Origin of the sequence: Actinomyces sp. 565, assembly GCF_010365615.1 — a bacterium.
In the GTDB taxonomy this organism is placed as follows: domain Bacteria; phylum Actinomycetota; class Actinomycetes; order Actinomycetales; family Actinomycetaceae; genus Actinomyces.
In genome coordinates this window covers 62,159-81,867 of record NZ_PIZD01000025.1, presented here as the reverse complement: position 1 = coordinate 81,867, position 19,709 = coordinate 62,159, and the positions used below count along the sequence as shown (strand labels likewise).

The 19,709-nt window shown below is 68.9% G+C and carries 14 protein-coding genes; 9 read left to right on the top strand and 5 right to left on the bottom strand.

All coding sequences use genetic code 11. The features are described from left to right. Positions 1-5 precede the first annotated feature (5 nt). Entirely contained in the window at positions 6-2,279 is a 2,274-nt protein-coding gene (locus GZ997_RS12665; protein WP_238994284.1) for an AAA domain-containing protein, read from the top strand. A 98-nt stretch (positions 2,280-2,377) separates the two neighbouring features. Beyond that, positions 2,378-6,025 carry a DEAD/DEAH box helicase gene (locus GZ997_RS05395; protein WP_162679144.1) on the top strand — a complete coding sequence of 1,216 codons (3,648 nt, stop codon included), beginning with the start codon at positions 2,378-2,380 and terminating at the stop codon, positions 6,023-6,025. A 28-nt stretch (positions 6,026-6,053) separates the two neighbouring features. On the opposite strand, the gene GZ997_RS05390 is transcribed toward GZ997_RS05395, so the two are convergent. Further along, a complete protein-coding gene (locus GZ997_RS05390; RefSeq protein WP_162679143.1) occupies positions 6,054-7,223 on the bottom strand; it encodes a hypothetical protein in 1,170 nt (389 codons plus the stop codon). Between the two features lie 932 nt (positions 7,224-8,155). Between GZ997_RS05390 and GZ997_RS05385 the strand changes: the two genes are divergently transcribed. The 3 genes from GZ997_RS05385 (at position 8,156) to GZ997_RS05375 (ending at position 12,128) form a co-directional block, all read left to right on the top strand. After that, on the top strand, positions 8,156-9,562 hold the full coding sequence (locus GZ997_RS05385) for a glutamate decarboxylase (protein WP_162679142.1): 1,407 nt from the start codon (positions 8,156-8,158) through the stop codon (positions 9,560-9,562). A gap of 10 nt (positions 9,563-9,572) precedes the next feature. Further along, entirely contained in the window at positions 9,573-11,306 is a 1,734-nt protein-coding gene (locus GZ997_RS05380) for an amino acid permease (protein WP_203234016.1), read from the top strand. Positions 11,307-11,531: 225 nt separating this feature from the next. Next, positions 11,532-12,128, top strand: coding sequence for a GNAT family N-acetyltransferase (locus tag GZ997_RS05375; protein ID WP_162679141.1), 597 nt, complete (start codon positions 11,532-11,534; stop codon positions 12,126-12,128). 53 nt (positions 12,129-12,181) lie between these two features. Here GZ997_RS05375 and GZ997_RS05370 read toward each other — a convergent pair whose 3' ends face one another. Continuing rightward, the gene (locus tag GZ997_RS05370) at positions 12,182-12,811 is read right to left on the bottom strand and encodes an HAD-IA family hydrolase (RefSeq protein ID WP_162679140.1); all 630 of its coding nucleotides are present in this window, start codon (positions 12,809-12,811) and stop codon (positions 12,182-12,184) included. A gap of 85 nt (positions 12,812-12,896) precedes the next feature. On the opposite strand from GZ997_RS05370, the gene GZ997_RS05365 reads away from it, so the two are divergent. After that, positions 12,897-13,616 carry a peptidyl-tRNA hydrolase gene (locus GZ997_RS05365; RefSeq protein WP_162679162.1) on the top strand — a complete coding sequence of 240 codons (720 nt, stop codon included), beginning with the start codon at positions 12,897-12,899 and terminating at the stop codon, positions 13,614-13,616. A gap of 45 nt (positions 13,617-13,661) precedes the next feature. Here GZ997_RS05365 and GZ997_RS05360 read toward each other — a convergent pair whose 3' ends face one another. Beyond that, positions 13,662-14,267 (bottom strand): GtrA family protein, encoded by a 606-nt coding sequence (locus GZ997_RS05360; RefSeq protein ID WP_238994283.1) that lies wholly within the window; start codon positions 14,265-14,267, stop codon positions 13,662-13,664. 131 nt (positions 14,268-14,398) lie between these two features. Further along, complete coding sequence (locus tag GZ997_RS05355) at positions 14,399-15,052, bottom strand: HAD-IA family hydrolase (protein WP_162679139.1); 654 nt, start codon at positions 15,050-15,052, stop codon at positions 14,399-14,401. A 119-nt stretch (positions 15,053-15,171) separates the two neighbouring features. On the opposite strand from GZ997_RS05355, the gene GZ997_RS05350 reads away from it, so the two are divergent. Further along, positions 15,172-16,554 (top strand): M18 family aminopeptidase, encoded by a 1,383-nt coding sequence (locus GZ997_RS05350; RefSeq protein ID WP_161923640.1) that lies wholly within the window; start codon positions 15,172-15,174, stop codon positions 16,552-16,554. A gap of 155 nt (positions 16,555-16,709) precedes the next feature. On the opposite strand, the gene GZ997_RS05345 is transcribed toward GZ997_RS05350, so the two are convergent. Then, positions 16,710-17,825: an NADH:flavin oxidoreductase/NADH oxidase gene (locus tag GZ997_RS05345; protein WP_162679138.1), complete on the bottom strand. Its 1,116-nt coding sequence runs from the start codon at positions 17,823-17,825 to the stop codon at positions 16,710-16,712. Between the two features lie 137 nt (positions 17,826-17,962). On the opposite strand from GZ997_RS05345, the gene GZ997_RS05340 reads away from it, so the two are divergent. Then, a complete protein-coding gene (locus GZ997_RS05340; RefSeq protein WP_162679137.1) occupies positions 17,963-18,910 on the top strand; it encodes a patatin family protein in 948 nt (315 codons plus the stop codon). A gap of 229 nt (positions 18,911-19,139) precedes the next feature. Continuing rightward, entirely contained in the window at positions 19,140-19,706 is a 567-nt protein-coding gene (locus tag GZ997_RS05335) for an NAD(P)H-dependent oxidoreductase (RefSeq protein WP_161923643.1), read from the top strand. Positions 19,707-19,709 lie beyond the last annotated feature (3 nt).

Here is a 19,709-nt window from a genome sequence, read left to right as displayed (position 1 = left end):
GGCGGTTGCAGAGCCGACTACGCGAACAGCTGCCGTCCGAGCTGCTCGATGCGGTACTGAGCCGTCGTGACCGCGTGCTGCGTGAGGCCGGCGAGCGCGCTGCAGCGCTACGCGACGAGGTTGAGCGTCGCAAGAGCACTTTGAATGTCCGCGCCCTGGTCGACTCCTACTGGGACCTGATCACCGCGATAACCCCGTGCATCCTGGTGTCCCCGGACTCGGTGGCCCGTTTCTTCCCGGCGAATAGGCGCTACGTGGATGTGGTCGTCTTCGACGAGGCCTCCCAGATCACCGTTGCCGACGCCGTCGGCGCCTTGGGACGGGGACGCTCCGCAGTGGTGGTAGGAGACCCCAAGCAGATGCCGCCGACGCCCCCGCCGGGCACGGCGGCCGCGTCTGGTCGTGGCACCTCCGGGGAGGATGGCGCGGACTCGATCCTCGATCGCTGCCTGGAACTCGGCCTACCCACTCGCCGCCTGACCGGGCACTACCGCAGCCGGGTCGAGTCACTCATCGCCTTCTCCAACCGGCACTACTACGGCGGAAGGCTGCTGTCCTTCCCGAGCCCACTGGCGATAGCCGCCGCTCCGGCTGACGGTCCGGACGGTTACGGCATCTCATTGCGGCGCGTCAACGGCACCTACTACCGTGCTGAAACGGCCAAGCACCGTGGCATCAGGCCCAACACCAATCCGGTGGAGGCTCGGCAGATCGTAGACGAGGTCAGCAGGCGCTTTGAGGCCTCGCCGCAGGCCGCTCCTTCGTTGGGAATCATCACTTTCAACAACCAGCAGTGCGACTTGATCGAGACCGAGCTGCGAAACAGCGGCCGGGAACGCATCATCGAGGCGCTAAATACGCGCGATGGCCTGTTCGTACGCAACTTGAACAACGTTCAGGGGGAGGAGCGCGACACGATCCTGGTGTCGGTTACGTTCTCGGCCAATGAACGTGGGGACTTGCCGCTCAACTTCGGCTCCCTGAGCCACGTCGGCGGTGAGCGTCGGCTGAATGTGGCGATCACCCGGGCCCGCAGGCAGGTGGTCGTATTCTCCAGCTTCGATCCGGAGGACATGCACGCCGAGCGCTCCACCCACCAGGGGGTGAAGGACCTGCGCGAGTACCTGGGCCGAGCGCGCAGCGGCATCGCGCCGCACGGCCGGCCGCGCTCGGTCGCCTCCGTGGACCTGCACCGCGACCAGATCGCTGAACGCTTGCGGGAGACGGGTGTTGAGGTGATGGCCGGAGTCGGGCACTCGGACTTCGAGATCGACCTGGTGGTCACCGGAGCCGGGGGAGCGCGCGTAGCGGTGCTGCTGGACGGGCCCGGCTGGAATCGGCGGGCGAGCACCACGGACCGTGACCTGCTGCCGGTCGATGTACTGCAGTCCATGGGGTGGGAGCGGATTGAGCGCGTCTGGATGCCCACATGGGTGGCCGACGCGGATGCCGAGGTCGCGCGCCTGCTCGCCGCCTCCGGAGGCGCGCCGGAGCCGGCGGGTACGCAGGCCGCGGCCAGTGCACCGCCCGCAGTGCCGACAGCATCTGCAGTGCTGACGGCGTCTGCGGCGTCGGGGAAGGCATCGGCGTCGGTGACTTCGGCTCGGCCGCAGCCGGCGGTGGCGGAGACAGAGTCGACGCCGACGCCCACCGAGGCCCTGGCGCCCGAGGCCCCGCACGAGCAGACGCCGGTCGTGGCATCGGATGATGCGGCCGCACCGGAGAGTGCGCCACTCGCCGATGCGGAGTACCGGCAGTGGCGGCCTGAGGGCGTGTACCCGCTGGAGATACTCGACCGCGCACAGGACAAGAACTCGCCAGAACGTGCACACGTGGTTGAGACAGCCCGTGCCATCTGCGACGTCGAGTCCCCACTCACCCGGCACCGGCTGATCGTCAAGCTCTGCCGCGCCTACGGGCTCACCCGGGTGGTGAAGTCCCGGGAGCAGAAGGTCGATGCGCTGCTGGGCGACGCATTCGCCTACACCGACGACGCAGGCTTCGTGTGGCGGAGCATGGACGCCGCCCGGTTGCCCGTGCGCTACCGGCGTCATGCGCTGGATCACGTGGACTCCATCGAGGAGATCCACCCCCGGGAGCTGGCGGCGCTGATGCGTGAACTCCGTGCTGGCTCAGCTGGCTGGGTCTCCACTGAGGATCTGTGTAACCTGGCGCTCAAACGCCTCAGCGGCAAGAAGCGCAGACTCAGCGCCAGCGGAGTCAAGAAGGCACTGACCGATGCGCTGGCGATGGTTGAGCGGGAGGATGACGGGTGGTAGCCCGGTCGGGCTGAGGCCCTTGGAGGCGCGGTCCCCGGCCGCCCTGCGGCGGTCCAAGCGGTTCGATATGTGTCGGACCCCGCCCGTATGGTGGGGGCATGGCCCGAGAGATAACGCCCGAGGACTGGCCGGCACGAGTAGCCGATGCTGAGATAATAGGCGTGGTCGGCGCGCCGGCCTTCGGACGGGGGCGCCGTTACGCGGAGCAGGGGCGGGTAGCCAACCTCTCCGTTTCGGGCAACGGTGAGATTCTCGCCGCCGCGGTGCGCGGTGCGCAGGGGCGGGTCTACCAGACCATGGTGTTCGCCCGCATCTCCGGCCAGCGCGTGCGCTGGTCCGGCACCTGCTCCTGCCCGGTGGGCGGTAACTGCAAGCACACGGCCGCCCTGGTTCTGACCGCGCGGGGCCAGGCCCAGTCCGCCTCAGCACCTGCCGGTGACATCGACTGGGAACGCCGCCTCAACCAGCTGCTGCGTACTCGGCGTACGGCGTACCGGGCCGTCGCCCTCGAGGTCGCGGACACGGCGACCGCACCCGGCCGCACCGGACGCTTCGGGGCATCCTCCGCCCGGCCGGGGCGCCTGCACCTGCGCCCGTTGATCGCCGGCAAGCGTGGTTGGGTCAAGCAGGGCATCTCCTGGCGCGGCCTGACAACCGGGGAGCTGACCGGTGAAGTCGCCCCGGACGTGCTTTCCGCCCTGGCGGACCTGGCCTCCATGGACCCTTACGGCGACTACTACTACAGCAACGCCGTTATCGACCTGGGCGCGCTGCCGACTCGCGTCTGGGACGCACTGCGGCGCGCCGTCGCCGCAGGGGTGACACTGACGACGGCCCAGCATGCTGGCCATGAGGTGCGCATCCTGCCCGGGCTGCGTGCCGGCGTCGGGGTGAACCGTCAGGCTGACGGCACTGCTCTTGTAGCCGCCGCACTGGATATTGATGCGGTGGAGGGGCTCATGCTCGGCGCAGAATCCGCCAGCGCGCCCCGGCCGCTGGGCAACCCCGTCCACGCATACGCGCTCACAGGCGGCGACGGCGCCCTGAATCTCATGCCGCTGGAGCCGCCGCCCGATGAGGTACTGGGCCGACTGCTGGCGCACAACGAGCAGATCACCGTTCCCGCCGCGGACGTGGGCCGCTTTGAACGCGAGCACCTGGGGCGGCTCGCCGCAGCAGTCCCCATCGTCGACCTCGACCCCACCCTGAACGTGCCGGATGTCGGCGCGCCGGCCGCTGTGCTCCGCATCGAGCTGGACGCTGCCGCTCACCGCGCCGAGACCTCCTGGTCCATCCGCTACCTCACGTCATCCGGGGACAATCGAGGAGAAGCCGAGCTGGGCAGCCTCACGGAGCTTCTCAACGGGCCTGCGCCGCCGAGCTGGGGCCGGGTCCTCGGCACTGCCGCTCAGGCGGGGACGAGCACCGGTTTCCAGCCTCACACGGCGGCAATCACAGAACCCGGTCCGGCGCACTCGGCCAAGTCAGTGCCCGTGGCACGTGACGCCCGCGCCGAGGACCGCCTGGCCCGTAGCATCGTCGAGGCCTGTATGCCGCTGGTGCCGACGCACGGTCCATTGTGGCAGCGGGGCGTCTTCACCGGTATGAGCACTGCGCGGCTGGTGTCCCAGGCCCTGCCCGCGCTGGAGGCGGTCGACGGCGTCGTCGTCGAGGTGGACGGGCAGGTGCCCGACTATCGGGAGGCTGCGGAGACCCCGCTGATCACCACCGACGTTGCCGATGACGACGATCGGCCTGACTGGTTCTCCCTGCGGGTGCGCGTGAAAGTGGGGGAAGAGGACGTGCCCGTGGAGCGGCTGATGACCGCGGTCGCCCAGGGCGCCGATGAGGTGCTGCTGGACTCCGGCCAGTGGATCAGCCTTGCCGACCGCCCCGAGATCACGCGCCTGGCCCGGCTCATGGAGGAGGGCCGTGACCTGCGCGATCCCCATGCCCGCAGCGCCGGCGACCTGGCGGTCACCGCCTTCCAGGCGGGCCTGTACGCCGAGTTGGAGCAGCTCGGGGTGATCGGGGAGGCGGCCCGCCGCTGGCGTGAGGGCGTTGAGCGGCTCTTGGCGGTGGCCGCCGCGGCCGAGGACGGTGCGGGGAGCGGGCCGGCAGGCGGTGACCGTGCTGGGACCGCAGACGCCGGCGGTGCCTGCGGGGCGCCGTCGGTTGTGGATGCGTCGGCGCCTGCCGGGCTGCGCGCCGAGCTGCGTCCCTACCAGCTTGATGGTTACCGCTGGCTGGCTCTACTACAGTCCACCGGGCTCGGCGGCATCCTTGCCGATGACATGGGCCTGGGAAAGACCATCCAGGTGCTCGCCGTCGTCCAGCGCATGGCGGAGCAGCGGGCGGCGGGTGTGGACGCTGCCCACAACGGTGCCGAGGTCGGCGAGGCGGCGCAGCCCGGGGCGTTTGACGGCCCGGTGCTGGTGGTGGCGCCCACGAGCGTCGTCGGCGCCTGGGCGGAGCAGGCTGCCCGCTTCTGCCCCGACCTGCGGGTACGCGCCATCACCCGCACCCGTGCCAAGCGGGACGAGAATCTGGAGGAGATCCGCTCCGGCGCCGATCTAGTGGTCACCAGCTACACCATCGCCCGCATCGAGGAGGAGGACTTCACCGCCGTCGACTGGTCCTGGGTGGTGCTGGACGAGGCCCAGTTTGTCAAGAACCACAACGCGGTCACCTACAAGACCATGCGGCGCCTGCACACACCGTCGACGGTAGCAATCACGGGCACACCGCTGGAGAACTCGCTGATGGACCTGTGGAGCCTGCTGTCCATCACCGCGCCCGGCCTGCTGCCCGGGCCGGAGCGCTTCGCCGAGCTGTACCGGCGCCCCGTGGAGCATGGGGACGAGGCTGCGCTGGCGGCACTGCGCACCCGCATCCGCCCTTTCATGCTGCGTCGCACCAAGGAGGCGGTCGCCGCCGACCTGCCCGCCAAGAATGAGCAGGTCATGACCGTGGAGCTGGCCCCGGCGCACCGGCGCGCCTACGACCGCCGGCTTGCGCGCGAACGACAGAAGGTACTGGGGCTACTGGAGGAGGACACGGCGCAGTCGCGGTTCACCGCGCTGAAGTCCCTGACCACATTGCGGCAGATGGCACTTGATCCGGCGCTGGTTGAAGAATCCGAGGCCGCCGAAAGCGGCAAGCCCGCTCAGAAGCGCAAGCCCGGGGCCAAGGTGGAGGTACTGCTTGACACGTTGCAGCCGGTGGTGGCTGAGGGGCACAAGGCCCTGGTGTTCAGTCAGTTCACCCGCTACCTGCGTGGGGTGCGAGACGCGCTGGAGGCAGCCGGTATGCGCACCACCTACCTGGACGGAGCCACCGGTGACAGGCAGGAGGCGATCGACGCCTTCCGCAGTGGTGAGGCCGAGGTGTTCCTGATCTCACTGAAGGCCGGTGGCTTCGGCCTGACACTGACTGAGGCCGATTACGTGTTTCTGCTGGATCCGTGGTGGAACCCGCAGGCCGAGGAGCAGGCCGTGGATCGCGCGCACCGTATCGGGCAGGACAAGCCTGTAATGGTCTACCGGCTGGTATCCGCCGGGACCATCGAGGAGAAGGTCATGATCCTGAAGGAAAAGAAGGCTGATCTGTTCGAGCGTGTGGTGGAGGGAGCCGCGGACGCGGCGGACGCCGCAGCCGACGGGGCAGCGGCGCGCGCCGGGGCTACGCCGTCCAGTCGTGCCCGCCTGACCGCACAGGAGATCCGCGAACTGCTCGGCGGCGAGTAGGGCGGCCCCGCACCCGGGGGCGGCCCGCTCACGATGAGCTGGGCCGGTAGGCGATGACTTTGCCATATTTGAATTCGACGAGGAGTAGGTCGCCGATAGACCTATGTGATGGGCGTTCCTCGGTCGTACCAAGTGGAATTGGTTCTGAGGCGCGTCCGGTGACCATGTCCACCAGCACCAGGGACAGTTTGTATCCATCCCTTTTACTGAATTTCTGCACCTGCCCCTGGCCGGAGTGATACAACGCCTGTAAGGCACTAGTAGAGGCGCACTCCTTCTTGCGGTTCACCTCGAACAGGGCGTTGTCCTTGCCCAGCACGATATCGTTTCCGTTGATGGTGATTGACTTGCAGCTGGTGTCTGTTTCTGAGGCGGAATAGCTTGATGGGGCCCAGGAGGTGTCGAGGTCCTTTAGCCAGAGTTTGGCCTGCTCCCGTGTGAAAGGAGTGGGCGACCACGGGTAGCTGGAGAATGAGGCGGACTCATTGTACTTAAATGACTCACTGAAGGTGCCGTCGGGCTCGTAAAGGTCGATAGTTGACTCCTTGCGTGAACCTCCGCCGGAGCGAACCAGCCAGCCGTCCGCAAGTGGCTGCTGGATGGTGTGCTTGTTAGTGTCCAGCTCGTTCGTGGCGCCGGTGCTCAAGTCAACTACGAAGTGGTCGTAGTCGGACGAGCTGGCGAGTGTGTACCCGTCCACGATTTTCGATGACTGGACTGTCACCGGGCTATCCGTCCCGAAGTCGGTTTCCCACGCCATCTCCGAGGGGCTAGTCCAGTACCGGCAGGTCGAGTCTACGCAGGCGATCGCGCCAGTTGACGTGATGCTCACCCGGGCGTCCGCGTCCCAGGGTGCGACGCTGCGTTCCTGGGAGTAAACGTCGATCAACGTGTTCTCGACGACGATCCGACCGTCCCAGATTGTGGTCCGATCGATGGCTTCGGAAACATCCTGCTGAGTTTCCCACAGCTGCCTGGGGTTGTTTTTGGAGATGTCGAAAACGGCGACAGTCGCAGTTTCGGACGTGCTGGTGATCCGTACCAGTCGGTTGCCGTGGATGCGCGTCGATATCTCCTTGTCGCGGAAGTCCGTGGGTGCCTCAAGGGACCAGGCCTCCTCGAATCCGTCCAGCCAGGCCTGCGACCACTGGTCGGAATTCGTATCGGAGGCCTCGGCGTTGCTGTTCCGTTTGTGCACGATGAGTGCGGTGGTGCCGCCAACGGCAAGGACGAGTGCCAGTACCAGGACTGAAATGAGTAACGTTCGGGTCCGCCTCGGTCGCGCTGGATGCGCCGGTGGGGTGGGGGCATGGCCGTATGCGCCCGGTGAGGGCGGTTGGGGTTGAGCCGTGGGGGCGCCCTGCTGAGGCGCCGACTGTGTCACCCAGCTGGGGCCCTGAACCGGTTGTGCCGACTGCCAGGGGATGGGTTGTCCCTGTGGTGGAAGGTGGCGGTTGGCAGGGGTGTTGTTGTAGCCGGGGTGCGACGGGGGCGGCATGCTCATGCCGCACAGCATGTCACGAATAGGTCAACTAGGCCAGGCGTTTGGTTCCGGCAGCCCACGCAGCCTTGATGGCTCGTGATGGCGGCCGCAGTCGGCTGGGTGGGCGGCTTGCCGGCGCGGGGAGTGTGGTCTGGTCCAGGGACGGTGAGGATGGCGGCGCAGTCCGCTATGGCTCGGGGCGCGCATGGTGGGACTTGCGCTCGTGGCCTGCATGTTGGTGATCGCCCGGTACGGCGGGCTTCGTCCCCTCCGGCCAGAGCGGCCGACCGCCATGTATGGCCCTCCCGGCTGACCCGCCGCACCCGCGAATGCGGAGAGCCGTTAGGTGTTCAGGAATCCCCGCGACTACAGCCAGGTGGTATTCATGTTCGTGGGGGTGTGGGTGAGTTGGGCGAATGTGGTGGGTGTCTTCAGGATGTTCTCGGGTGATTCTTGCCCTATTTGCGGCGGTGCCCGCTATAAAGAAAAGCTTGAGATTCCTGGCAGGTATAGCAATTGTTTCGGAAAGCTGGGAAGATAGCCTTGGTAAATTGCGAGTGTTGGCATATTGCTGCGTTGGAGTGGTATCAAGCACAGCATGGTGATATCCATATGTCAATCGTTGTCAACCGAGAGGAGATTCCGACATGCCACGGCCAGTATTCGACGGTTCCTCCGCGCCGGACCCGGGCAGCAGCGAGCTCAACCCGCTGTTCGCCCGCCCCGGCGAGGCCTATGACCTGCCGAAGTTCCGCTTCCCCGCCGGGGAGGCGCTACCCGATACCGCCTACCAGGTGGTCCACGACGAGGCGATGCTGGACGGCAACGCACGCATGAACCTCGCCACCTTCGTCAGCACCTGGATGGATGACCATGCGGGCCGCCTCTACCTGGAGGCGGCCGACAAGAACATGATCGACAAGGATGAGTACCCGCGCACCGCGGAGATCGAGACCCGCTGCTGGACCATGCTCGCAGACCTGTGGCACGCCCCGGACCCCCGTCACACCATCGGCACCTCCACCATCGGCTCCTCAGAGGCCTGCATGCTGGGCGGGCTGGCGCTCAAGCGCCGCTGGCGCAACGCCCGCCGCGCCGCCGGCAAGCCCGCCGACCGGCCCAACCTGGTCATGTCCAGCGCCGTGCAGGTGTGCTGGGAGAAGTTCTGCAACTACTTCGACGTCGAGTCCAGGTATGTGCCCATCAGCGAGGAGCACAAGGTCCTGGACGGCCACGGCCTGGAGGACTACGTGGATGAGAACACCATCGGCGTGGTGGCCATCATGGGGGTGACCTACACCGGCATGTACGAGCCCGTCGCCCAGATCGCCCGCGCACTGGACGCCATCCAGGAGCGCACCGGCCTGGACGTTCCCATCCACGTCGACGGCGCCTCCGGGGCCATGATCGCCCCCTTCATCCAGCCCGAGCTGGAGTGGGACTTCCGCATCGAGCGGGTTGCCTCCATCTCCACCTCCGGCCACAAGTACGGGCTGGTCTACCCCGGCATCGGCTGGGTGGTGTGGCGCGAGGAGGCCGCCCTGCCCGAGGAGCTGATCTTCGAGGTCTCCTACCTGGGCGGGCAGATGCCCACCTTCGCCCTGAACTTCTCTCGCCCCGGCGCACAGGTGCTGCTGCAGTACTACATGTTCCTGCGGCTCGGCTTCGACGGCTACCGGCGGGTGCAGGCCAACAGCCGCGACGTCGCCCGCTACCTGGCCGACCAGATCGCCGCCATGGGCGCCTTCGAGTTGTGGAACAACGGCTCCGACATCCCTGTGTTCGCCTGGAGGCTGCGCGCCGACCACACCGACAAGTGGAACCTGTACGACCTGTCCGACCGGTTGCGCATGAAGGGCTGGCTGGTCCCCGCCTACCCGATGCCCGATGACCTCACCGACGTCACCGTGCAGCGGATCGTCGTCCGCAACGGGCTCAGCCATGATCTTGCCGACGCCCTCCTGGAGGACCTGCGTGCCGAGGTCGCCTACCTCGACCGGCTCGACGGGCCGCTGCCCCAGGAGTCGGACCGCCCCGCCGCCTTCCACCACTGAGGAGCCGAAAATGTCCGTTAGAACCTCCGGCCATGCCGCCGGAACCTCCGTTCCCGCCGACGCCGCTCGGGGCGGTGCGGTGAACGCGCCCAACTCCGTCCATGCCCCCGACTCTTCCGGCACCCGGTCCAGCCGCCCGCCCGCGGGCACGCTCGGAGACCTGCCCACCGCCCACACGATGCCCGGCAACGCGCCCGCCGCCGACGCCGCCGGCATGGACGCCAACCGCCCGCCCGCCTCAATGAGCGTGTTCAACCTGGCCATGCTCACCGTGGTGGCCGTGGCCTCGCTGCGGTCCCTGCCCGCCATGGCCGGCTACGGGCTGGCCTCCATAGTGCTCTACCTGATCCCCGCGGTGCTGTTCATGGTGCCGACGGCGCTGGTAGCCGCAGAGCTCGCCACCGGCTGGAAGGGCGGGGTGTTCATCTGGGTGCGCGAGGCCTTCGGCGAACGCTGGGGCTTCGTGGCCATCTGGCTGCAGTGGGTGCAGAACGTGGTTTGGTACCCCACCCAGATCGCCTTCATCGCCGTGAGCCTGTCCTACGTAGTGGGCGGCGGCTCCCTGGCGAACAACGGCGTGTACGTGGCCGCCGTCATCATCGTCCTGTACTGGGTCTCCACCCTCATCACGCTGGCCGGCGGCAACCTCTTCGCCAAGGTCGGCTCGTGGAGCGGCATCGTCGGCACGCTCCTGCCGGCAGCGCTACTGATCATCTTCGGCGCCGCCTGGCTGGCAACCGGCACGCCCTCCCAGACGGAACTGGCGGCGTCGGCGATCCTGCCGCCCTGGACCGGCCTGGCCTCAATCGTGCTGATCGTGTCCAACGTGCTCGCCTACGCGGGCATGGAGGTCAACGCCGTTCACGCCAACGATCTGTCCGACCCCGGCCGCGGTTACCCGCGCACGGTCCTGATCTCGGCGGTGGTGATCCTGGCGATCTTCATCCTGCCGACCCTGGCGATCGCCGTCGCGGTCCCCAGGGCGAGCCTGGGCGTGGTGGACGGCATCAACCTGGCCTTCCAGACCTACTTCGACCACTGGCACCTGGCCTGGGGCACTCCGTTGATCTCTCTGCTGATCGCCCTGGGCGCCTTCGCCTCCGTGGTCACCTGGATCGCCGGCCCGTCCAAGGGCCTGCTCACCGCCGCCCGCACCGGCCTGCTGCCGCCGGTCCTGCAGAAGCGCAACCGGGCCGGCGTGCAGCGCTCCATCCTGCTGCTGCAAGGCGTAATCGTGACGATCCTGGCGCTGCTGTTCGTGGTCATCCCCAACGGCAACACCGCCTTCGTCACCCTGATCGACATGGCCGCCGCGCTCTACCTGATCATGTACATGATGCTGTTCGCCGCCGCCCTGCGCCTGCGCGCCACCCGCCCGCAGGTACGGCGCACCTACCGCACCCCCGCCATGGGGCTGGTTGCCGGGATCGGCTTCGCGGCCTGCGCCGCGGCCTTCATCCTGTCCTTCGTGCGCCCGTCGGGGTTCACGGGGCTGAGCAGTGCCGGCTACGCCCTGGTGGTGGGCCTGGTGATCGTCATACTCGGGGCGCCGCCGCTGGTCTTCTACGCACTGCGCCGCCCCAGCTGGCAGCTGGAGCCCGACCACGCCGTCGGCGAGGCCATCCTGGTCAACCCGCCCGACCCGGCGGATCCGGACGAGGCCGACCACTCGCGCCCCGGCAGGCGCCATCTGCGGCTGGTCTCCAGGCGCCACGGAATCCACTCCGTAGGACGGGCCTCATAGCCCGTTGCGGGGCGGGCCGGGGCCTCCCCGCCACCATGCGATCCGCCACCGCCACCCGCGGGTGCCGCGGCCGTCCTTGAGGCGGCACCGGCACCCGCGGGTGCATGATGGCCCCCATGCGCGTCACCGGCATCGAATACAGGTCCCCGGGCATCGCACCGACCTCTGCACTGGCGACCCCAGCGAGCATCGGTCCTGTCACCACCGCCGGACGGGAGAAGCGGCATGAGTGAGCACTCGCGTATCCACATCCGCCCCGCCCGCCCCGACGACGTCGCGCGGGTCGCCCGCCTGCTCGCCCTGCGGGGGATCAGCGTGGAGGAGGCGCTGGACCAGGCGCCGCGCATGATTGCGGCCCTGCCGGTTCTGCTGCTGGCCTCCCTCCCCGCCGACGACGCCGAGCCCACCGCTGCTGAAGGCGCGGTCGGGCAGGCGGCCGAGGTTGACTTGGCCGCGGTCGATGCGGTCGCCCAGTCGGCCGAAGCCGATGACACGGCCGCCCCGGTCGCCCTTTCCGGCGCCTTCCTCCTGCCCGGCGACATGGAGGGGCGCCCGGAGCACTGGATGGTCTCCGGCCTCATCGTCGACCCCGGTGCCAGACGCCGCGGGATCGGCCGTGCCCTGCTGGCCGCGGTCGGCGCAGCGGTGCAGGAGCTCGAGCCGGGGGAGGACCTGTTCAGCGTCGTCGAGACTGCCAACCACGCCTCCGTCGCTGCGCACTTGGCCGCCGGCTTCCAGGAGGTCGCGCACGTGGACGGTTACGCGGGCCTCGTCTTCGATGACGCCCTGCTGATGCGCCTGCCGGGCACAGCGGATCACTGACTTCGGGGCCTACGAGCAGCCGTCAGCGTTCGCTCGGAACGGGCCGGAAGACCTCAGTCCAGCAGGGGGAGCAGGTCCCGCAGGCTGGCGACGACGAGTGCGCCGGGGGCGTCGTCGGGCAGGGTTACGGAGGTGCCCGGACGCACCAGCAGCGCCGCCGGCATCCCCGCCTCCCGTGCGGCTACGACGTCGATCGGCCGGTCCCCAACGCACAGGACCTCCGCCGGGTCAAGACCGTGCCGCTGCGCCAGCAACAGGTTCATGTCAGGACTGGGCTTGCGGGCCACCCCATCCGGGGCGCAGACAACATCGTCCATCTCCAGGTGCAGCCCCTGCAGCAGTGCGGTGGCGGAAACGCGGTCCCGGTGTGTGGCCACCAGGTTCAGGCCACCCAATTCGCTCACCCGCGCCATCACCTCCCGGGCGCCGTCCATCACGGGCGCAGGCCGCCGACGCCACCGCTCCTTCAAATCGGCGTACGCCGCCTCCAGCATCTCCGGTTCCAGGCGCCGCTCGGCGCTGAGCGTGGCGATCGCATGGGCAATGGAGTGACGGGTCAGGCTGGTGACGTGACGCAGGTGCTCGGGCTCCGCGTCCCCGAAGGCCGCCTCGCACAGGACCCGGTCGACTTCCGGGTAGGTGTCCACCAGTGTGCCGCCCATGTCCCAGATAATGTGACGCATGCAGTCATTGTCCCCGCAATCGGCCGACGCGGCAGCCGATTCGCGTCTCGCATCCGTCAGCTCCGATCACGCCATCCCCTGGGCCATGCAGATCGCCGTCCACTACGACAAGGTGCACCCGCCCCGCCGCATCGACGTCGCCGAGGCGGCGGCCCGCGCCGTAGTCGCCCTGCTGGCCGCCCCCGAGGCGGCGCCGGGCGGCCCCTGGCACGACGCCGTCGAGTACTGGCGCGACGGGCGCATCCGCAAGCTGGTGCGCCGCGCTCGTGGCTTACGGTGGGAGGAGATCCAAGAACTACCCGGGGTGACGGTCGCTCAGGAAGGGCCGGAGGGCTGGGGCGTGGCCGAGGCGCGTGCGATAGTCCCCGGCCCGGTGCGCCCGCTGCCGACGCCGCTGGCCAAGACCCAGGTGGAGGGCACGCACTTCCCGCACGGGGACCAGCTGCCCCCGCCGCCCGCGGCGATCACCGCTGCCGTTGCCAAGGACCCCGACGCCGCCCGGGGGATCGCCCTGTCCAGCGAGTCGGCCTCCCGGCAGGCGCTGGTGACTGTGGAGGTCACCCCGCTGGAGGAGATGACCAGCGGGAAGCTGTGCGCGCAGGTCGCGCACGCCGCCCAGTTGGCCTGGCAGAGCCCACAACTGCCCGCCGACCTGCGCGAGCGCTGGGCCGCGCAGGGGTACCGGGTGCGCGTCGTCTTCCCGACGGAGTCCTCCTGGGGCTCCCGGCCGCGCCCGGTGTCGGTGGTTGACGCCGGCTACACCGAGCTTGACGGGCCCGCGGAGACCACGCGCGCCTTCTGGTGAGAGGACCCCGGGGCGCCCTCGCTGCCGATGACGGTGAGGCAGGGGTCAGGCGGCGTCGGCGGTAGGCTCAGGGGTGCCGCGGAATACCCACAGGCGCATCAGCGCGTACAGGTAGATTCCCTCGCAGCAGGCGGAGGCGAACCGCGCCAGCTCGGCGTTGACACCCACCAGGTGCAGCAGGCTGGACAGTCCCAGAATGAAGATGACGTACTGGGAAACCAGGCCGACTGCGTACCGCGATCCCTGGGACGTCAGTGAGCCGTGGGACTGGAAGTTCAGCCACCGGTTCAGCAGTAGCGAGTACACGCCGGCGATTGCGTAGCCGACGGTGACTGCCAGCGGGTAGAACCAGTGCATCCGCTCGTAGAACAGCCACAGGAAAGCGATGTCAATGATGAAGCCGGAGCCGTTGATCAGCGCGTAGCCGATGAAGGTCACCGGGACGCGACGGCGCACGATGCCCGGAAGTAGTCGGTGAATGCGGCCAAGCAGGTTCATGAAGACGCGTGGGGCGCGTCGTGCGGGGTCATCCAGCCGGGCGTTCAGGCGCCGGTGCGCGGTGGTGGCGGCCGTGATGCTGCTCGGTGTCCGGGCGGCAGCGGAGGAGGCGTACGGTCCTTGCATTTGCCTGGACGTCGAGATGCTCGTCATGGTCTTCCTCTCGTGCGCCTTGTCAGTTGCGCCAACAGCACTGAGTTTTGTGCGTCCGGGCGCGGCTCGCAAGCCCGTATGAATGAAATCTGGTTTCCGAAAGTATGAGACTGCCGACTGGCCTGTCCTCCTCAAGAACGATGCGGGTCCGTCAATGCGGAGATGACCTCCTGGCGCAGCAGGGCGCCGCCGGCGTCCGCCGGGTGATGCACGGTGCGGATACCAATCGCTGCGGCTGCGCTCACATTGGCGGCGTTGTCATCAACGAACAGTGCCTCATCCGGATCTGCCCCCACCAGGTCCAGTACGGCACGGAAGTAGTCCGGGCTGGGCTTGGCTACCCCGAGTGTGCACGAGTAGGCGTCCACGTCGCACAGGCCGTCATAGCCGAGGGCGGCGCGCATCCAGGCGCGGCGCTCGTGCTGCTGATTGGTGGCCAGCACCGTGGTGTACCCGGCGGCCTTGAGATCGCGCACGGTCTGCCAGGCGAGCGGGTCCGGTGTGGCCTGCCACCATAGTTCCAGAAGCTGCTCCGCGCCGGTGGTGAGCTCCAGCTCGTCGACCAGCCGCTCCAGCAGGGTGCGCAGGCTCTCGCGTCCCTCCAGTGCGGCGGCCTCCTCGGCGAGGAGACGACGGCAGAACTCCGCCCCGCCGCCGGCGGTCAGCGCCTGGTCCCACGGAGTGCCGATGAACTGCAGCACGCCGTCGGCGTCCAGTAGAACGGCCCGCACCGCACTGGTGCCGAGGGCGGGGATGGCGGGCGGGGCGGGGGAGTGCGACGTCATGAGGTGATCGTGGCGTAAGGCGCGCAGTTTCGCCAGTGAGTCCCGGAAAGAGGATGACGAGTACCGCAGCGCGGAGCGCGGCCGCGGACATGATTGGCCAGGGGGCCATACTTGGGCCCATGGCAGATCCCGCAACCCTTACCGCACCCGCCCTGCGTGGCGATGATGCCTACGCCGAGTCCATCATCGACTTCGTCGTCGCCTCGCCCACCAGCTACCACGCAGCCGCGGAGGTCGCGCGCCGACTGGATGCGGTAGGCCTGACGGCAGTGGATGAGCGCGCGCCCTGGGGCGCCGACCTGCCCCGGCGCGGCTACACCATCCGTGACGGCGCGGTGATCGCCTGGCTGCTGCCCGGGCGCACGGGGGCAGATGCGGGCTGGCGGATCGTCGGCGCCCACACCGACTCGCCGGCGCTGCGGCTCAAGCCCCGTGCCGCCATGGTGCGAGAGGGCGTGCAGCTACTGAACGTGGAGGTATACGGGGGGCCGCTGCTGAACTCATTCCTGGACCGGGAGCTGGGACTGGCCGGTCGCCTGGTCACGCATGAGGGCACCGCACATCTGGTGCGCACCGGTCCGATCGCCCGTGTAGCCCAGGTGGCGCCACACCTGGACCGCTCCGTGAACGACTCCCTGCACCTGGACAAGCAGGCCCACCTACTTCCCCTGTGGACCCTGGCCGGCCCGGCGGACGCCCCCGTGGCTGGCGCAGCAGAGGGCGCCGGCCCAGCCCGCGCCGCGACCGCCCCGCCGCGCCCTGACGCGCCAGAGCTCTACCTGTGCGACCTGGCGGGCATCGACCCCGCCGACCTCGCCTTCGCCGACATCCTCACCTACCCCACCGAGCCTCCGGCCCGGTTCGGGCTTCACGGCGAGTTCCTCGCCTCCGCCCGCCTGGACAACCTCTCCTCGGTGCACGCCGCACTCGCCGCCCTTGAGGGCCTGGCGCGCGCCGACGCCGATCTCCCCAACCCGGTCGTATTCGTGGCCAACGACCATGAGGAGGTTGGCAGCGGGACCCGCGCCGGCGCCGCCGGCCCCTTCCTGCAGACCGTCCTGGAGCGCCTGGCACGTGTGCTGGGAGTGTCCGACGAGGCCTACGCTGCCCTGCTGGCCCGCTCGCTGTGCGTCTCAGCCGACGCGGGCCACGCCACCCACCCGAACCATCCCCAGCTGCACGACCCCGCCGTACGCCCCGTCCTCGGCGGTGGGCCGTTGCTGAAGATCAACGCCCAGCAGCGCTACGCGACCGACGCCGCTGCCGTGGCCGCGTGGGCGCGTGCCTGCCGCGCGGCCGCCGTGCCCAGCCAGGACTTCGTGTCCAACAACGCCGTGCCCTGCGGCACCACGATCGGCCCCATCACCGCCACCCGCTTGGGCATTCCCACGGTCGACGTCGGCCAGCCGCTGCTGTCCATGCACTCCCAGCGGGAGATGTGCGCCCTGAGCGACGGCCTTAACCTAGCCCGCGCGATGCGCTCCTACTGGCTGGGAGCCTGAGAACGCAGAGCGGCCGACGCGCGCAGTCCCTCGGTCCGCCGTGCTGCGGCAGCCGCCCAGGCCCCGGCCGAGTACGGCGGGTGCCGGGCGGCCGCCAAGCGCGAGTGCCCGGCAACGCAACCGCCAGCACCAGCCGCGCAGGGTCCCAGCCGGTTTCAGCGCCAGGCGCCGCGCCAGTACTGGACCGGTAGATGAACGGCCTGCCAGTCGTTCACGCCGAGCTCGTGGCTCCAGCGCACCGGCAGGTAGGGGTCACGCAGCGCCGGCCGTCCCGCGGCGACGGCGTCGGCCAGGCCTGCCACCAGGATCTGCTCGGCCTGCAGGCCGGAGTCGATGATGCCCACGGTAACCACCTGCGGTTGCCCGCCACCCGGCGTCGTCATGCCGGCCACGGCCTGCTTGACCTGGGCGGCGTAGGGGACCTGATAGCCGGGCCCCACCGGCACCTTCGTAGGCACGTTCCCGCCGGTGGACACGTGCAGCACGTCAACGCCCGCCTGCACCAGCTGCTGAGCCAGCTCAGCGGTCTGCTCGCCGGTAACCCCGCCCTCGGCCCAGTCGGTCGCGGACAGGCGGATGTCAAGGACCTTGTCGTCCCCAATGGCCTCGCGCACCGCCCGGACCACCTCCAGTGCGAAACGCCTGCGCCCCTCGTCCGAGCCGCCGTAGGCATCGGTGCGCGTGTTGGACAGCGGAGAGAGGAACTGGTGAATCAAGTAGCCATGGGCGCCGTGCAGCTCGATCACGTCGTACCCGGCGGCCACCGCGCGGCGGGCGGCCGCGGCGAAGGCCTGCACCGTATCGGCGATCTCATCCGTGGTCAGGGCGCGCGGCGCGGCGTGCGCCGGATAGGGCGTGGTGGTGGGCGCCACCAGGTCCCAGCCGGGCAGCGTGCCCGAGCGGGCGCCGTCCACGTCGGGCCGCCACGGCGGCGTGCCCGCCTTGCGTCCCCCGTGGCCGAGTTGCACACCCGCCAGTGCGCCGCCGATGTGGATGGCCTTGACGAGGTACTCGTGCCCCGCGATCTGGGCGTCATCCCACAGGCCCAGGTCATTGGGGGACAGGCGCCCCTCCGGGGTGACGGCGCTGGCCTCCACGATGATCGTGCCGAAGCCGCCCTGGGCGCGTGTGCCGTAGTGCAGGGCGTGCCAGTTGCCCGGAATGCCGTCCTCATTGACGACCGAGTACATGCACATGGGAGGAAGCCACAGGCGGTTGCGGGCGGTGAGCCCGCGCAGGGAAAGGGGCTGAAGCAGCATTGGATTCGCCATGGCTTCACGCTACGCGACTCGAGCGCCGCGGGCTAGGGGTGGCGGGCCTCCGGCCGGATGCTCGCCCTCCGGCTGAAAGTGTTGCGGTGGGGATCACGTCCGCCTAGCTCGAGCGGACTCGATAGCCTTTACCCATCATGACCACTGCGACTCCCGCTCCAGCCCGTCCTGTTCCCTACGGCGATCCGGCCCACGCGCCCGCCCCGATCACCCGGCGCGTTGAGGACGTCGCCCTCGTATTCGAGGGGGGTGGCATGCGCGGCACCTACACCGCGGCGCTCGTGCAGGTGCTGCTGGAGGAGGGACTGTTCTTCCCCTGGGTCGGTGGCATCTCCGCGGGGTCAACGAACACGGTCAACATGGTCTCCCGCGACCTGTGGCGCACTCGTGAGGCCTTCGTCGGACTGACCACTGACCCGGAGGCCGGCGGCTGGGGCAGCTTCGCGCGCGGGCGCGGGTACTTCAACTCCGAGCACATCTACCAGCACACCTCTTTGCCGGATGAGCGCTTCCCCTTCGACTGGGACACCTTCAAGGCCTCCGAGGCGACCGTGCGCATCGGCTCCTTCCGTTGCGACACCGGCGAGGAGGTCTACTGGGGCCTGGAGGACATGGACGCCATGGAAGACCTGCTGGTGCGCTGCCAGGCCTCCTCGTCCATGCCGGTGCTAATGCCCACCGTTCACATCAATAAGGTGCCCTACCTCGACGGCGCGCTCGGGCCGACCGGTGGTTTCGCCACCGACGCGGCGGTGGCAGACGGCTACGAGCGCATGCTTGTGGTCTCCACGCGCCCGGCCGGCTACCGCAAGCCCGCTGAGAAGCGTGCGGCCGCTTATCGGCGCATGTTCTACAAGCAGCCGGCGGTCGCCGAGGCCATCATCAACCGGCCCACCGGCTACAACCGCACCCTGGAGGAGCTGGAGCAGGGGCGGCGTGAAGGCCGCGTCTACCTGTTCCAGCCGGATCGCATGCCGATTGAAAACGGTGAGCTGCGCTATGACCGCGTGGTGAGTGCCTACGAGCTCGGCCTGGCGCAGGCCCGGCGGGAGCTGCCCGAGATCCTGGACTTCCTGGGCCTGTAGCCGGGTTACCGGTCGGGTGGTCATTAGCCTGCGGCCCGAACTGCGGGCCGGTTAGTGCCGCGAGTCGGCTGCCTGCAGGGCGCCTGCAGTGTGAACGGACGTAATGCAGGTTACGAGGCTGTGGCGATGTCAACGTTCGGTTTCGCTAGCCCTGGCAGTGGCTGCCGTGTTGAGTTGTGTCCTGCGCCGCCCGGACCCGGGCGGGCTATGGCCTGAAGGGAACAACTCCATGACCAACAAGCCCAAGATCGGGATCGTCCTCGGATCGGTGCGGGAGGTCCGCCTAGGCGAGCAGATCGCCGAGTGGGTGCTTGAGCACGCGCGTGCTCGTGGCGACGCCCACTACTCCATCATCGACGTCAAGTCCTTTGACCTGCCCCTGTTCACCTCTCCGATCCCGCCTGCGGCGGCGAACAAGCAGTATGACGACCCGCGGGTGCAGGCCTGGTCCGAGGCCATCGACTCCCAGGACGGCTTCGTGTTCGTCACCTCCGAGTACGATCACGGCATCCCCGGCGCCTTCAAGAACGCCACCGACCACCTCTTCTCCGAGTTCGCGAACAAGACAGTCGGCTTTGTCGGCTACTCCGGTGACGGCGCGATCCGTGCCGTCGAGCAGTGGCGCACGGTCCTGGGCGGCTGGAGCATGCACACAGTCTTCCCGGCCGTGCAGCTGATGCTGTACATGGACGCCTCGGCTGACATGAGCACCTTCACCCCCGCGGACCTGCGGGACGGTGAGCTGGCGGCCACCCTCGACGCAGTCGTCGCCTCCATCAACTCGCGCAAGGCCTGAGCG

Excerpts from the sequence above, each read along its gene's own strand:
- GZ997_RS05370 (WP_162679140.1), bottom strand. The coding sequence starts at position 12,811 with ATGCGTCACATTATCTGGGACATGGGCGGCACACTGGTGGACACCTAC.
- GZ997_RS05365 (WP_162679162.1), top strand. The coding sequence starts at position 12,897 with ATGCAGATCGCCGTCCACTACGACAAGGTGCACCCGCCCCGCCGCATC.
- GZ997_RS05345 (WP_162679138.1), bottom strand. The coding sequence starts at position 17,825 with ATGGCGAATCCAATGCTGCTTCAGCCCCTTTCCCTGCGCGGGCTCACC.
- GZ997_RS05335 (WP_161923643.1), top strand. The coding sequence starts at position 19,140 with ATGACCAACAAGCCCAAGATCGGGATCGTCCTCGGATCGGTGCGGGAG.
- GZ997_RS05380 (WP_203234016.1), top strand. The coding sequence starts at position 9,573 with ATGTCCGTTAGAACCTCCGGCCATGCCGCCGGAACCTCCGTTCCCGCC.
- GZ997_RS05375 (WP_162679141.1), top strand. The coding sequence starts at position 11,532 with ATGAGTGAGCACTCGCGTATCCACATCCGCCCCGCCCGCCCCGACGAC.
- GZ997_RS05350 (WP_161923640.1), top strand. The coding sequence starts at position 15,172 with ATGGCAGATCCCGCAACCCTTACCGCACCCGCCCTGCGTGGCGATGAT.
- GZ997_RS05395 (WP_162679144.1), top strand. The coding sequence starts at position 2,378 with ATGGCCCGAGAGATAACGCCCGAGGACTGGCCGGCACGAGTAGCCGAT.
- GZ997_RS05360 (WP_238994283.1), bottom strand. The coding sequence starts at position 14,267 with ATGACGAGCATCTCGACGTCCAGGCAAATGCAAGGACCGTACGCCTCC.
- GZ997_RS05340 (WP_162679137.1), top strand. The coding sequence starts at position 17,963 with ATGACCACTGCGACTCCCGCTCCAGCCCGTCCTGTTCCCTACGGCGAT.
- GZ997_RS05355 (WP_162679139.1), bottom strand. The coding sequence starts at position 15,052 with ATGACGTCGCACTCCCCCGCCCCGCCCGCCATCCCCGCCCTCGGCACC.
- GZ997_RS05385 (WP_162679142.1), top strand. The coding sequence starts at position 8,156 with ATGCCACGGCCAGTATTCGACGGTTCCTCCGCGCCGGACCCGGGCAGC.